Annotated in this window: 9 protein-coding genes; 3 read left to right on the top strand and 6 right to left on the bottom strand. The window is 71.2% G+C overall.

Going from position 1 to position 14,574, the window contains the following annotated elements; all coding sequences use genetic code 11:
- Positions 1-24: 24 nt before the first annotated feature.
- From U8525_RS31380 to U8525_RS31390, 3 genes are read right to left on the bottom strand one after another with little or no spacing between them, the layout of a single operon-like run.
- Positions 25-3,606 carry a M1 family aminopeptidase gene (locus U8525_RS31380; protein WP_374270394.1) on the bottom strand — a complete coding sequence of 1,194 codons (3,582 nt, stop codon included), beginning with the start codon at positions 3,604-3,606 and terminating at the stop codon, positions 25-27.
- A complete protein-coding gene (locus tag U8525_RS31385) occupies positions 3,603-4,532 on the bottom strand; it encodes an ABC transporter ATP-binding protein (RefSeq protein ID WP_374270395.1) in 930 nt (309 codons plus the stop codon). The genes U8525_RS31380 and U8525_RS31385 overlap by 4 nt, the downstream gene beginning before the upstream one ends.
- A 10-nt stretch (positions 4,533-4,542) precedes the next feature.
- Positions 4,543-5,601: a FadR/GntR family transcriptional regulator gene (locus U8525_RS31390; RefSeq protein WP_374270396.1), complete on the bottom strand. Its 1,059-nt coding sequence runs from the start codon at positions 5,599-5,601 to the stop codon at positions 4,543-4,545.
- A 527-nt stretch (positions 5,602-6,128) separates the two neighbouring features.
- Between U8525_RS31390 and U8525_RS31395 the strand changes: the two genes are divergently transcribed.
- Positions 6,129-7,307 (top strand): acyltransferase family protein, encoded by a 1,179-nt coding sequence (locus U8525_RS31395; protein ID WP_374270397.1) that lies wholly within the window; start codon positions 6,129-6,131, stop codon positions 7,305-7,307.
- Between the two features lie 168 nt (positions 7,308-7,475).
- On the opposite strand, the gene U8525_RS31400 is transcribed toward U8525_RS31395, so the two are convergent.
- Genes U8525_RS31400 through U8525_RS31410 form a run of 3 tightly spaced genes read right to left on the bottom strand, consistent with a single transcriptional unit; the run spans position 7,476 to position 11,128 of the window.
- Positions 7,476-7,841: a VOC family protein gene (locus tag U8525_RS31400; RefSeq protein WP_374270398.1), complete on the bottom strand. Its 366-nt coding sequence runs from the start codon at positions 7,839-7,841 to the stop codon at positions 7,476-7,478.
- Between the two features lie 33 nt (positions 7,842-7,874).
- Positions 7,875-8,648: a DUF6597 domain-containing transcriptional factor gene (locus U8525_RS31405; protein ID WP_374270399.1), complete on the bottom strand. Its 774-nt coding sequence runs from the start codon at positions 8,646-8,648 to the stop codon at positions 7,875-7,877.
- Complete coding sequence (locus U8525_RS31410) at positions 8,648-11,128, bottom strand: ATP-binding protein (protein ID WP_374270400.1); 2,481 nt, start codon at positions 11,126-11,128, stop codon at positions 8,648-8,650. Before U8525_RS31410 ends, U8525_RS31405 begins: the two co-directional genes overlap by 1 nt.
- A 336-nt stretch (positions 11,129-11,464) precedes the next feature.
- On the opposite strand from U8525_RS31410, the gene U8525_RS31415 reads away from it, so the two are divergent.
- Complete coding sequence (locus tag U8525_RS31415; RefSeq protein ID WP_374270401.1) at positions 11,465-12,814, top strand: hypothetical protein; 1,350 nt, start codon at positions 11,465-11,467, stop codon at positions 12,812-12,814.
- Between the two features lie 221 nt (positions 12,815-13,035).
- Positions 13,036-14,418, top strand: a complete 1,383-nt coding sequence (locus U8525_RS31420; RefSeq protein ID WP_374270402.1) for a hypothetical protein — start codon at positions 13,036-13,038, stop codon at positions 14,416-14,418.
- The last annotated feature ends 156 nt before the right edge of the window (positions 14,419-14,574 follow it).

Here is a 14,574-nt window from a genome sequence, read left to right on the forward strand (position 1 = left end):
GGCCGGAGCATGCGTGTCACCGTGTCACGGAAGCGTGAGCTTCGCCTGGGCCTGCTCGCGGCGCAGCTGGAGCACGCGCACGTCCGGATCCACCACCAGCCGCTCCGGCTCGAACTCCGAGCGCAGCGTCACCTGCGCGGACTCGCCCGCGCCGGGCTCCACGCGCGTCACGGCCTCCGCGAAGCCCGCGGGCGCGGCGGACGCCCCTGCCTTCGTCACCGCCACCTCCACGGGCATGCGGCCCGTGCCCACGTTCGTCACCGTCGCCGTGGTCACCCACTGGCCGCCGGACCTCGTCACGCGCGCGTCGGTGACGCGGTACTCGGGCACCACGACCCCGAAGAAGGCCTGCCGGGTGAACCGATCGAAGGCCTCCGGCGAGGGGGCGAAGGGGCGCATCACCGCGAGGAGGTCCTGCAGCACCGGGTGGTCCGCGTTGTTCATGGACTGCCGCAGGAAGGCCTGGAGCCCCGCGTGCATCGCGTCGCGGCCCATCAGGTCCTCCAGCATCCAGAACGTCCACCCGCCCTTCTCGTAGAGGACCACCGTGTCGCCGTCGCGCGAGCCGTCCAGCTTCACCAGCGGCTGCTCCGCGTCCACGCGGCGGTCCTTGCCGTAGCGCTCCTCCATGCGCTTCGCGGTCTGGCGGCGCGCCTCCTGCCCGTCGAGCTGCTCGATGAGCTTCAGCGCCGAGTAGTGCGACATCCCCTCCGACAGCACGTTGCCGCCGGGGCCCTTGCCGGGGATGAGCAGGTTGCCCCACCACTGGTGCGCGGCCTCGTGCGCGGTGACGAGCAGCACCGCGTTCGACTCGGGCGTGGTGCGCGTGAGGAACCCGATGGACTCCGAGAAGGTGATGTCCGTGGGGAAGCCCTGCGCGTAGTTGGCCAGGCCGGCGAACTCGGACAGCTTCAGCTCCGCCCACGGGAACGGGTGGAACCACTCCGAGTAGTACCGGCGCGCGGCCTCCAGCCCCCGCATCATCTCCGGCACGTTGTAGCCGTGCGCCGGGTCGTGGAACACCACCGCGCCCGCGCCCTCCACGCGGGTCCACCTCCCCGCGATGACGTTGAAGAAGCTCACCGGGTAGTCGCTCCGCCACACGGTGGTGCGGCGGCCGTCCTTCACCGTGTCGCTCTCGCGCACGCCCACGGAGTTGAGCGTGTAGGCCTCCGGACCGCTGACGCGGATGCGGAAGGGGAACGGCATGTTGCTGCCCCACGCGGACTCCGTGGGCCCCTCGTAGAAGTCGTCCGGGTACACGCGCGGCTCGTAGCGGTTCTCCTTCGGGTCGATGCCGCGCTCCTCCTCATAGCCCACCACCGGCGCGAACGTGGGCGTCTCGCTGGTGAGCACCGCGCCCGAGGGGAGGATGAACTCCTTGAGCTCGCCGCCCGCGCGGGACACACCAGCGGGCACGTGGCCCGCGTACTGGAAGCCCACCGTCACCTTCGCCCCGGGAGCCAGCGGCGTGGACGGCGTGAAGACATACAGCCCGGCGCGGTCCTCCGGCGTCACGTCCTGGCCCTCCAGCGTCCAGCGCACGTCCGTCCAGCCATCGCCGCCGCTGAGGGCGAAGCGCGGCAGCGCCACGGCGTGCCGGTTCATCAGCGTGTACGTGCCCTTCATGCGGAAGGCGCTCGCCTCCGGCTCCAGGTCCACGTCCAGGTCCACGTCCGCCAGCATGGGCTGCGGCGCGTCCTTCCACGTCGCCAGGTTCTTCTGCCAGTACTCCTTCGCGCGCTTCTTCGCCGCCGCGCCCTGGTGGCCCTGCCCCACCAGGAGGCCCAGCCACGTCAGCGCCACCCCCGGCACCGCCAGGTACGGCGCCAGCCGCCGCAGTCCGCGCGCGAGGCCCGAGGGCTTCAGGCCCTCCAGCGTCGTCACCGGGTCGCGGACGCGCCGGCCATCCAGGCGCACCGCCAGCGCGGTGAAGAAGACGGCCCCGCCCAGCGCGGCCACGCGGTTGAGCACCAGCGCGGCGCGGTCCATCTGGAAGGCGCCCAGGTCGGTCCACCGCACCGCCTCCCACAGCGGCCAGTTCGTCACCCAGGTGAGCTCGCCCCGCACGGACAGGTAGCCGGTGAGGCCCAGCGCCGCCAGGGCCAGCGCGTAGGTGCCGAAGCGGCCCCCCGTCGCGGCGCGCGCGGCCAGGATGAAGCCCGTCCACAGGAGGAACGTGGGGAACAGCAGCAGCCCCCACACGAGCACGTACGGCGTCAGCGACAGCGGCACCTTCCCCTGGGACACCTGCACCAGCGTGCCCGCGAGCGCCATGGCCCCGAGCAGCGCCACCGCCACCAGGCTGTTCGCCAGCGCCTTGCCCAGCAGCACCGACAGCGTGCGCACCGGGGTCGCGTCGTGGATGGGCGCGAAGTGGGAGGCCTGCTCGCGCTCCAGCGACTCCACCACGTAGAACATCAACAACAGACACACGAGCACGGACGCCTGCCCCATCGTGCGCACCGCGAAGCGGCCGGGCACCAGCAGCAGGCTCGTGTCGAAGGGGCCCACCGCCGTGGCGCCCTGGGACACCATCTGCAACATCAGGAGCGGCAGGAACAGGTAGAGCCCCGGCTGCGACAGCAGGCCCCGCCCCTCCGCGCGCGCCACCGTCCACAGCCCCGCCCCGAAGCCCGGCGGGCGGACCCCCATGCGCAGCGCGGCCAAGGGCGCCTCCGCGTGCGACAGCGCCACCTGCCTGGGAGGCACGTCCAGGACCCCACCCTTGCGCGGGGCCTTCGTGTGCACCTCGCCCCGGAGCGCGCGGCGGAAGTGGCGCTCACTCCAGGCCACCGCGCCCAGGCCCAGGGCCATGAGCACGAAGCGGCTGGCGACGAAGAGGGCGTCCAGCCCCACGGGCTGCGTGTTGTAGAAGTCCACGCCCCGGTCCACCTTGATCCACGTCTCCGTGAGCCACCGGAAGCCGCCGGGGTCCAGCGCCATCAGGAGCCGGTTCACGCGCGGGTCCAGCCAGCCGGGGGACCAGTCCCAGAGGAAGAAGGCGCAGAGGAAGAACAGCCCCACCGGCAGGAAGTACACCGGCACCGCGCGGCGCGTGCGCTCGCCCGTGGCGAAGGCCATGCCCGCCATGAAGACAACCAGCGGCAGGCCGAACCACACCGCGGCGCCCACGTAGTTCCCCCACGCGAAGGGGCCGCGGAACTCCGCGTCCGCGCCCGCCGGCACGACGTGGTGGAAGAAGACGAGCAGCCCCATCATCCACCCGAGCGCCAGCACGTACACGCCCAGCACGCCCGCGAACTTGCCCCACACGTACTCCGCGGGCGTCAGCGGCGTGGTGTGCAGGAGCGGCTGCACGCGGGACTCGTCGTCGGAGATGACGGCCATGCCCGCGCCCACGGACACGAAGAAGGTGAACAGCAGGAAGGTGAGCAGCAGCACCGTCTGCGCGACGGCGAAGGCGCTGGTGATCCACGCCTTCTTGCCGCCCACCTCCGTGCTGCCCGCGTCGATGGTGACGTTGCCCGAGGACACGCCCCACACCACCGCCACCAGCAGCACGAGCAGCACCCAGAACAGCGGGCGCCGTGTCTGGTGGCGCCACTCCGTGCGCGCCACGCGCCAGAGCCGGGCCGCGTTCACGTGCCCACCGCCGGGGCGGACTCGGGGGCCGTGGGCGCTGGGGACGTGGGCTCGGGCGCGTCCTTCATCAGGAGGAGGTAGGCGTCCTCCAGGGTGGGCGGCGTGCGCTCGAAGCCCGGGGGCACGGGAGCGCCCGGGGCCGCGTGGATGCGCACGCGGTTCCTGCCCTCGAAGAGCACGGCCTGGGTGACGCGGTGGGCCTGCTGGAAGGTGGCCATGTCGGCCGGGGGGACGGTGCCCTCGAAGAGGGTGTCGTGGAGGGCGGCCTTCGCCTCCGTGGGGCTGGTGATGGCCACCACGCGGCCGTGGCGGATGACGGCGAAGCGCGGGCAGAGCATGGCCACGTCCTCCACGATGTGCGTGGACAGGAGCACCGTGCGCTCGTGGGCCACCTCCGCGAGCAGCCGGTAGAAGCGCTGGCGCTCCTCGGGGTCCAGGCCCGCGGTGGGCTCGTCCACGATGATGAGCTTCGGGTCACCGGCCAGGGCCTGCGCGATGCCCAGCCGCTGCCGCATGCCGCCGGAGTACTCCTTCACCTTGCGCTTCGCCGCGAAGGTGAGGTTCACGCGCTCCAGCAGCTGGTCGCACAGGGCCTTCAGCCCCTGTGGCGCGGTGACGCCCTTGAGCTCCAGCAGGTAGCGCAGCATGTCCTGCCCGGAGAGGTACGGGTAGAAGCCGAACTCCTGCGGCAGGTAGCCCAGGTGCGGGCGCAGCGCCTCCGGATGGCGCACGAGGTCCAGGCCATCGAGCGTCACCTCGCCCGAGGTCGGCTCCAGCAGGCCGGAGAGGATCTTCATCAGCGTGGACTTGCCCGCGCCGTTGGGTCCGAGCAGCCCGAACATCCCCCGGGGGACGTCCAGGTCCACACCCCGCAGGGCCGTCACCGGGCCCGGATACACCTTCACCAGATTGCGCAGGCTGAGCATGTGGCCCCTTCTACGCCCAAGCGGGGGGCGCCATTTCCAGCTTCACGCACAAAGGGACACACGGCGCGTCCACGAGCGCCTTCGCGCGGTGTGTTAGACAGCCAGGGCATGAACCTTCGATCCGTCTGGTGAGTTCAATCGCAGCCGGTAACCGCGGCATTTCTCGGTCTGGTTCTTCAGGGAGGAAAGGGGCACTGGCTGGCGCCTCTTCGTCTTCGATGGCTGCCGTGGGCTGGCTGAGGCCGTGCTCCCCACCACGGGGGGATGCCTCCAATGATTCATCCTGCGCGGCGACGGACACGGAATCGTCGATGAAGCCCTCCTGAGAGCGCGAGTCCTCGGGGGAGGCCGGCTTCCTGGGAACGGGAGCGAAGGCGTCCAACAAGCGCTCATCGCATGCCTTCATCAGCGTTGGCAGCTCGTGCAGGAGCCTCCCCGTGTCACGCTCCCTCAGCGCCTCCTGCGCGCAAATGACCCATTGTCGCAGCGCTTCCCCATCCATGAAGGGCAGCAATCGGGACGCGCCTCCCAGGAAGGCCCGTTGCAGGGATTGCACCAGGAGCACATGCCCGGGCCGCTCCGCCACCCGGGCCGCCAGTCGCAGCAGCTCGAATTCCACCTGGGCGCACCGTTCTCCCGATTCCCACTTCGCCGCGTCCCAAAGCCGGAAGCAGAGGCTCCCCAGGTGGTCCATGTCCCGCTCGGAGGCCTTCGCACAGCAGTCGACAAGGAGCTCCACCAGCACCTGCCGCCGGAGGCTGAAGTAACCCTCCAAGAGCCACCGGGCATTTGGCGAGCGCGCGTCATGCAGCGCCAGCCCCAGGTTCTCCAGCGTCAGCGACTCATCCAGCGCCACCGCTCGCGTCTTACACCCGGGGCGCTGCACCACCAGGCCCCGCGCCGCCAGCCGCCGCAGTGCCTCGCGCATGGTGCCCCTGCACACGTTCATGCGGCGCGCCAGCTCCACTTCCGAGGCGAACTGCCCGGACGGGTGAAGCTGCCCCAGCGCGATCTTGCGCTCAAGCTCTGCTTCCACATACGCCACGAGTCCACCCCGTCCCATCCCCATCCCCCTTCTCGTCCCAGCATCGCCATCCAACCATGGGGGTCTGACATGGATGCGGGAGCCCACCGTTCGCATCGCCCGTGTCGCCGATGCAGCCCCGGGCCTCGGGCGGCGAAAACCTGTCCGACTGTCGGACAGGTTTTGAGACAGCGCGCCCGGCGGGCGGCCCCGCCCGTGGTCCTGAATCGTCCATTCGCGCAGGCACACCGAGAAGCGCGTCCGGCAGGGGGCGCGGGCCCTGGCTTCCATAGGCGACACCGCAGGTCCCTTCGGCGTCCACCCCGGTGCTTCGCCATGCGTGCGTCCCAAACTCGAGTCCTGGACGTCTGGTCTGTCGCTGAGGCCGATTTTTCGGCTCCAGGAGCCAACTGCCGTCCGGGAGCCGTGAGCGGTCGTTCGGGTCTCAGCCGACTCGACCCTGTCCGACTGTCGGACAGGTTTTGAGAATGCGTCTCCCCAGCAGCCGAGCAGCTCCATGGCGCAGGGTCCGATTGAGGGATGCTCGGGGGGCTGCGAGACTCGCGGCCGTCATGGCCTCTCCCCGGCAGCAACTGGATGCGCTCACGGGGCTGCGATTCCTCGCAGCCGCGCACGTCGTCGCGTACCACGTGTATCACCTGGTCTTCACCGGCACGGAGGCCCCGCCCGGGCTGCACGGGCTGCTCGACAGCGGGTACGTGGGCGTCAGCTTCTTCTTCGTCCTGTCGGGCTTCATCCTCGGCTACAACTACCTGGAGCGGCCGCTGGACACGCGCGAGGCTCGCAAGGCGTTCTGGGTGGCCCGCTTCGCGCGCATCTATCCCATCTATGTGCTGGGTCTGGCCCTCGCCGCGCCCGCGTACCTCAAGGGACTGCGCGACACGTGGGCGGTGGAGCCGTCCGAGGCGTTGCGACAGGCGGAGGCGCTGGTGGTCGCGCCGCTGCTCCTCCAGAGCTGGACACCGTGGACGGCGATGGCGTGGAACGGCGCGGGCTGGTCGCTCGCGGTGGAGGCGGTCTTCTACGCGGCCTTCCCCTTCCTGGCGGGACGGATGAACCGGCTGGGGACGCGGGCGCTCGCGGTGGGCGCGGCGCTGGCGTATGGGGCCGCGCTGCTGCTCCCGGCGCTCTACATGGTGGCGGATCCGGACCACACCGGGGGCACGGCGTCCGCGTACAACTCCGGGCCGTGGATGCTGGCGCTGCGCTTCAATCCGCTGGCACGGCTGCCGGAGTTCCTCCTGGGCATCCTCGCGGCGCGCCTCTTCCTGCTGCGCGCGGGAGCGGCGCCGCGTCCGCGGCCGGCGCTCCTGGTGGTGGTGGGCGGAGGGATCATCGCGGCGCTCCTGGGGAGCTCGTCGCTGCCCTTTCCCCTGCTGCACAACGGGCTGCTGGCGCCGGTGTTCGCGGCGCTGATTCTCCTGCTGGCTCGGAGCGAGGGCGGGGCGGCGCGGGTGCTGGCCTCCCGGCCGCTGCGCCTCCTGGGGGAGGCGAGCTATGCGCTCTACCTCCTGCACATGCCGGTGCTGTTCGCCTGGAAGTCGGTGCTCAAGCGGCTGGGCGCGTCGCCCACGTCGGCCTGGGCGGTGGCGTTGTTCTGTGTGGGGGCGGTGTGCCTGAGCGTGCTCGCCTATGAGCGCGTGGAGAAGCCCGCCCGCGGATGGATCCGCGACTGGTGGACGGGCCGAGGCACGGAGCAGCGCGCTCCGGGTCTCCAGCCTCGGGCATAGAGCGCCTCCGCGCTCTTCGCCTGGGGCCGGCGGTGTGGGCCACGCATCACGAGCCCTCGCTTCGCCAGGCAGGCAGCCACAAGCTCCGAGACGAATGCAGGGGCCGCGACAGCTCGCCGGGGCATCCGGGAGCGGAGACAGCTCCGGCCGGCCCCTCCCCTCAGTGATTCAAGGCTCCGTCCACACCGCCAGCTCGTTGCCCGCGGGGTCGGTGAAGTGGAAGCGCTTGCCTCCGGGGAAGGAGAACGTGTCCTTCACGATGCGCCCTCCGGCCTCGCGCACCTTCGCCAGCGTCGCGTCCAGGTCCCTTGAATACAGCACCAGCAACACGCCGCCCCTGGACACCTCGCGCTCCTTGTCGAAGCCGCCGTTCATCCGCCCGTCCATGAAGCTCGTGTAGTCCGGGCCGTAGTCCTCGAACTTCCATCCGAACACGGCGCCGTAGAAGCGCTTCGCCTCCGCGAGGTCCTTCGCGGGAAGCTCGATGTAGTCGATGCGGTGGTGCTGCTCGGCCTGCTGCGGCGCGGTGGACATGGTGTGACGCCTCCAAGTGGGAACACCCCCACCTTACGCACCCGCCTCCTGGGAGGATTGGACGAATCCGACCTCCGCCTGCTCGCGCACGTACGCCCCCGGCGTCACCCCCGCCAGCGCCCGGAACTCCCGCACCTGGTGCGCCTGGTCGTAGTACCCGGCCGCCAACGCCCACTCCGCGCCCGCCAGCCCGCGCGACAACTCCACCGCGTGCTGCAACCTCGCGATGCGGCACAGCACCTTCGGCGACAGCCCCACCGCCGCGTGGAACCGCCGCTCCACCTGCCGCGCTCCCACCCCCAGCACCTCCTCCAGCGTGCGCACCGGCACCTGGCCCCTCGCGCCCAGGATGAGGTCCACCGCGCGCCGCACGCCCACGTCTCCCTCCTGGCCGGGCAGCCTGCCCAACAACAGCCGCTCCAGCAGCGCGAAGCGCGCCGCCATCCCCGGCGCCTCCGCCAGCCGCTCCCGCCACTCGCGCGCCTCGCGCGCCCAGAGGTCCCCCAGCGCCACCTTCGCGTCCGTCAGCTCCTGCAGCGGCAGCCGCAGGAACGGCTGCGCGCCCCCCGGCCGGAAGCGCACCGCGACGAAGGCCGCGCGCGGAGACAGCGGCACCACCTCCGCCGTCCGCATGGCCCCCACCACGTGCAGCCCCACCCCGCCCGTCAGGTCCACCAGGATGTCCAGACACCCATCCGGCAGCACCCGGTGCACCCCCACCGGCGCCGCGCCCGACAACTCCAGCGCCCAGTAGCACCGGACATAGGGCGCCAACGCCGCGCAGGGGCTTGCCTCCACGTAGCGCATCAGGCCGGCTCCACAACCACCGAGCGGGGCAGCCACACCGTGAAGCACGTGCCCTGCCCCGGCCCCTCGCTGCGCGCCTGGATGCGGCCCCCGTGGCGCTCCACGATTTCGCGGCAGATGGCCAGCCCCAGGCCCAGTCCTCCGGCGTAGTGCTCGGCCGCGTTGCGCGCGCGGAAGAAGGGCGTGAAGAGCTGCGGCAGGCTCTCCGCCGGGATGCCGATGCCGTGGTCCTCCACGTCCATCCGCACCTGCCCATCCTCCTCGCGGATCCGCACGGTCACCGGCGCCCCCGGCGGCGAATAGCGCAGGGCGTTCTCCACCAGGTTCGTCAGCAGTTGATCCAACCGCTGCTCGTCCCACCGGCCCACGAGCGGCGCGTCCGGGACGTCCAGCGACAACACCCCCTGGCGCTCCGGGCGCGTGGACTGGACGCGCTCCATCACCTCGCGCGCCAGCGCCACCAGGTCCATGGACGCCACCGTCAGCGCGAAGCGCCCGGCCTGCAACCTCGACACGTCCAGCATGTCGCCAATCAGCCGCGTCAGCCGGTCCACCTGCCGCGTCAGCCGCTCCAGGCTGGCGCGCTGCCGCTCCGGCGTCAGCCCCGCGCTGGACTCCGACTGGCGGATGAGCAGCTCCAGCGTCGCCTTCAGCGGCGTCAGCGGCGTGCGCAGCTCGTGGCTCGCCATGGAGAGGAACTGGTCCCGGATGGCGATAGCCTCGCGCAGCTCCTTCTGCGTCCGGTCGATGCGCGCCGCCATGTCGTTGAAGCCCGACGCCAGCTGCGCCACCTCGTCGTCGCCCCGGTCCTGCACCCGCTGCTCCAAGGCGGGCGTGCCCAGCGCGGCGAAGCCGTCCCGCAGCGTCTCCAGCCTCACCGCCACGTCCCGCCCCACCCACTGCGACAGGAGCAGCGCGATGGCCCCCGCCAGCACGGCGGTGCCCACCACCCACGCCCCCATGCGCGTCACCGGCGCGAACGCATCGCGCAGCCGCGCCGTCACCACCACCGTCCAGGGCGTGCCGTCCACCTGCGCGTACGCCGCCAGGAGGCGGCGCCCCGACGCGCCGACCACCTCCCGCTGGCCCTCGTGCACGGCCAGCGCCTCCGGGGGCAGCACCTCCAGCACCGGCGCCCGCGTGAGCACGTCGCCGCGGTCCGTCTCGCGCAGCAGCGTCCCGTCGCGCCGGTCGAACAGCTCCACGTGGTAGCTGCTCGAGGCCAGCGTCGGCTGGAGGCCCAGCCCCTTCAGGGACAGCCCGCCCACCAGCACCAGGCGCCGGCCATCCCCCAGCTCCACCGGCGCGGTGAAGACCACGAAGGGCACCCCCGCCCGGCTGAGGAAGGGCTTGGACAGGAGCACCTGGTCTCCGCCCTTCAGGGCCTGCTGGAAGTAGTCCCGGTCCGCGAAGTTGCCGGTGCGCCGGTTCAGCTTCACGGAGGGCACCAGCGTCTCCCCCGTCGAATCCAACAGCCACGTCGCGTCGAACAGGCCGGAGTCGAACTCCAACAGCTCCACCCGCTCGCGCAGGACCTCCAGGTTCCCCGTGCGCGCCGCGGCGATGAAGGCCGGGTCCCGGCTCTGCGCGCCCAGGAGCGCGCGCGCCAGGGCCGTCTTCTGCTCCAGCCACGCCGTCTCCGTGACCACCGCATGCTGCGCCTTGCCGCGCAGCTCCACCTCGAGCGCCCGCTGCGCCACGTAGGACGTCACCGCCCCCAGCGCCAGGATGGGCAGCACCGACGCCAGGGCCATGCCCCGAAACAGCCGCCAGCGCACCCCGGACAGCACGGGCACCTCGCGCGCCCACAACAACAACAGACAGGCCAGGGCCAGCACCGCGTACACGCCCATCCCGGACCAGGAGCCTCGCGACCCCAGCACGAGCGTCAAGGCCAGGAACAGGACGCTCAAGCCTCCCACGGCGATGCGGCAGGCCCGGCCACGCCCCCGCCACAGCCCCACCGCCAGCAGCGTCCCCGTCACCAGGAAGGCTCCGCCCAGGAGCCGGACGAACGGCCCGAACGCCAGCAGCGACATGCGGATGACGCTGCCGGGGACCAGGACCATCAACCCGCCGAAGCTCAGCGCCACGCAGGCGATGAGCACCGACAGCAGGCCCCGCTCCCGGAAGCGGTGGGTCCGCTCCAGCAGCATCAGGCCCGCGAGCAGCGGGTACAGCACGAAGCCGGTGATGCCCCGGGGCATCACGGTGGCGCCCCACCAGTAGAACGCCACCGCCCCCAGGAAGAGCGCCCGGCCCAGCCACCCCACGAACGGGGGCCAGGTGGGGTACATCATCGCGGCGAGCATCGTCGCCGAGCCCACCAGGAAGAGGCTGCCGAGCGGGCGGACGTACGGGTAGATGAGCTGGAAGAGGGGGGCCCCGAACTCGTAGGGCACGAAGACCATCATGGTGCCGACGACAAGACCGAAGGCCGCCGCGAACCACTCCACCCGTGCCCGCTCGAGGATGCCCACGGGCGGCAGACTACACGTCCCGCCCCCGCTGTCAGTGGCGGAGTGCGGCCCGGGACAGACCGTTCGTCCAGTCCCTATCTCCGCCGCCAGGCGTCGAGCAGGGCCCCCGGCGCCGCATCCACGCGCACGTCATGGGGGACCTGGGTGAGAAGACGAAAGGGGCCCTCGCCGCGAACCTTCCGCGGGGCCGGTAGCGCTCCACGCTACAAGACCCGAGCGTCTTCCCCCGGCGCCGCCGTGGCCATGCGTGGCACGCAACCTGCTCTTGGGGTGGCCCGCCAATTCTGACATCCCGTGTCAGGAATGGCGGAACCCCTCTTCCCAAGGGACTGCACCATGCACCGTCGTTCTCCCCGAGCCTTCGCCCCCACCTGGCTCCGCTCGCTGACGCGCTCCTCGTTCGCCCTGGGCGGCCTGCTCATGGCCGCGCCCGCCCTCGCCGCCGAAGCACGCGAGGCGCCCGCCACCATCGTCGACGTGTCCATGCGGGACGGCGAGCTGACCGCGCGCATCCGCTGGTCCGCCGAGTCGAAGTCCCTGCCCGAGGAGGTGGAGGTCCTGTCCTATGACGGCACGGACACGCTCACCGCGGGCGAGCGGGTGGCGCCGAAGGCCGGCGAGGAGCTGGAGGTGAGGCTGTCCGGCGCGGTGCAGGAGCCGTGGGAGACGGGCTGGGCCCAGCGGCTCGTCGTGCGCGAGGCGAAGGGCCGGGAGCTGGCCAGCCAGCCCTATGACGTCAGCCTGGCTTGCGAGGACGAGAAGACCTGCCAGCTGACGGCCGCGCCGGGCATCTCCGCCAGCCGCGAGGTCGTGCACGTGAGCACCGCCCTGCGGAAGACCCTCGCCTCCATCGAGAAGGAGCTGGGGACGAAGCAGTTCGACCTGGTGCGCGAGGTGGCCCGGCGTGAGCCCTCGCTGTTCGGCGAGGCCCTGAGCTACGCCCAGGGCCTGGTCAAGTACAGCCCCGCCGAGGGCTGCGACTGCGTCTGGGAGACGTCCTTCTCGCGCACCAACACCTCGGGGACGACCCTGGGCGCGGCGCACGAGCTGTACTCGAGGCCGCTGAGGAACCGCGCCTCGAATGCGCGCCTGTCCGCGCAGGGCACCAGCCGGGTCACCCTCAGCCTGCGCTGCGGGACGCTGAGCTCGCCCCGCCTCCAGCCCGTGGGCATCCGTCAGTCCGACGGCCAGGTGAGGTCCGTGCTCCTGCCCCAGCCCGTCTACAGCACCTGCGTCGGGCCGTGCAGCGGCAGGTTCAATCACTACGGGCGCATCACCGGCTCCGTGGAGGCATACAGCTCCGGCCCGCTCCTCAACGGGACCGCGCAGGAGCAGAGCACGTACCACCTGGGCGATGCGCTGAGCCCGGTCGTGGAGAAGTCCATCTTCGCGCCCACCCACGACTCCTTCGATGAGCCCCGCGTCGTGAACAACGTGGGCAGCGGCACCAGCTACGTCCAGACGTCCGGCGAGGCCTTCCATGCCTTCGGCGGCAACACCCCGGACTCCACCCAGTGGCCCTACGGGCACGTGCGCAACGGCTACGCCATGGCCGTCCAGGGGAGCGTGGTGTGCCCCATCCCGAGCGGGACCCTGTACCCCATCGGCCGCGCCTGGGACACCGCCACCACCCAGGACAATCAGGGCAGCCTGACGCAGGGCATCTGGGACTTCTTCGGCCTGTAGCCCTCCGCGCTACACCGAGCGAGGGGAGTGTAACGCGACGGGATACACCTCCACGCAAGCAACGTTTTCGTCAATGTCATGGAAATCCTAGCATTCCCTCCCAAACCCGCCACAATGACAGGCATGGCGCAATCCCTGGCACGGGACCTGCTCTGACAGGACACCGCCCTCCGACGACCCGTGTCGGAGGGCGGACCCCATTCTCCGCAAGGGATTGCCTCATGCCCCATCACTCCGCGCGAGCCCTGTCAGGGCTCGTTCCGTCCTGGTTGCGCTCGCTGACCGTCTCCTCCTTCGCGCTGGGAGGGCTGCTGCTGGGCGCTCCCGCCCACGCCGCGGAGCCGCGGGGGGAGGCGCGCCCGAACGTCGCCACCCTGCTCGACGTGGCGATGGAGGACGGCGAGCTGACCGCGCGCATCCTGTGGACGGACCGGCAGGAGGACCTGCCCCCGTCTTCGAAGCTCGTCTCCCATGACGGCGCGGACAAGCCCACCGCGGGCGCGCAGGTGACGCCGAAGCCGGGCGAAGTCTCCCAGGTGAAGCTGTTTGGCGCGCTGGACAAGCCCTGGGAGACGGGCTGGACGCAGAAGCTGGTGCTGGAGGACCCCAAGGGCACACCGCTGTTCACCCAGCCCTATGACGTGAGCCTGGACTGCGCGAACGACAAGGAGTGCAGCCTCACCGTGTCCGCGGGCGTCACGTCCGACAAGGACGTCGTTCACGTGAGCAGCGAGCTGGACGCCGCCATCACCAGGCTCGACGAGGCGCATGGCCAGGGCGAGTACGACCTGGTGCAGGAGGTGTCCAAGGACTTCCCGCACCTGCGCGGCGAGGCGCTGGTCTACACGCACCAGCTCTACCCGCGCATCCCCCTCTCCGGCCCCTGCACCTGCGCCTGGACCTCCACGAAGACGTACACGCCCACCATCACCCAGAGCATCCTGGTCTCTTACCCGAACCGCAGCCTCTATGGCTGGAACGGGCCGGGCGCGAAGCACACGCTGAGCGCCAACGCCCTCACGGTGTATCCGCTGAGCCTCAATCGGACCGTCACGGGCACCAGCAAGCTGTCGCTGGGGTTGAGGTGCTCGCGCCGGGTCTCCCTCTACTGGTGGGACATCCTCATCTCCCGGCCGGGCGGGTGGTTCCCGGTGCCCTTCCCCATCTTCCTCAGCGTGCCATGCACCTCGCCGTGCAATGCCCGCTTCGACCACATGGGGCGCGTCACCGGCCGGACGACCATCAGCGGCGTGGCCACCGCGCGGGAGCAGGGCAGCTGGCGCGTGAACGGCGGCGCGCCGCTCATCAACGAGCTCATCACCCAGAACAACGCCTTCGACACGGGGGCGATCGCCGTCTCGTTCTCCAACATCGGCGCCGACAACACGGTCAGCACGACGGGCCAGGTGACGGTGCCCACCACGTCCAGCATGGCGAGCGCCATCACCACCAACGGCTACGCCCAGGCCATCCACGGCCAGCTGAGCTGCCCCGGCATCCCCGCCCTGGCGGGCAGGACCGTGTCGGACCACGCCACGACGCAGGGCCTGGACCACCAGAACAGCCTGCTCTGGAGCATCCAGGACTTCGCGGCGGGCTTCTAGGTCGTGTCCGCAAATAGTTTGAGCGGATCCGGATGTTAGGAGGGCATGAGCCGAGGAGAGCTGACAGACGCGCAATGGGAGCGGTTGGCCGGACTGCTGCCGCCCCAGAAACCGGCCCGGGGCCGTCCCAATAAGGACCACCGCGAAGTGCTCAAC

It is taken from the genome of Corallococcus sp. RDP092CA (assembly GCF_041903675.1).
GTDB lineage: Bacteria > Myxococcota > Myxococcia > Myxococcales > Myxococcaceae > Corallococcus.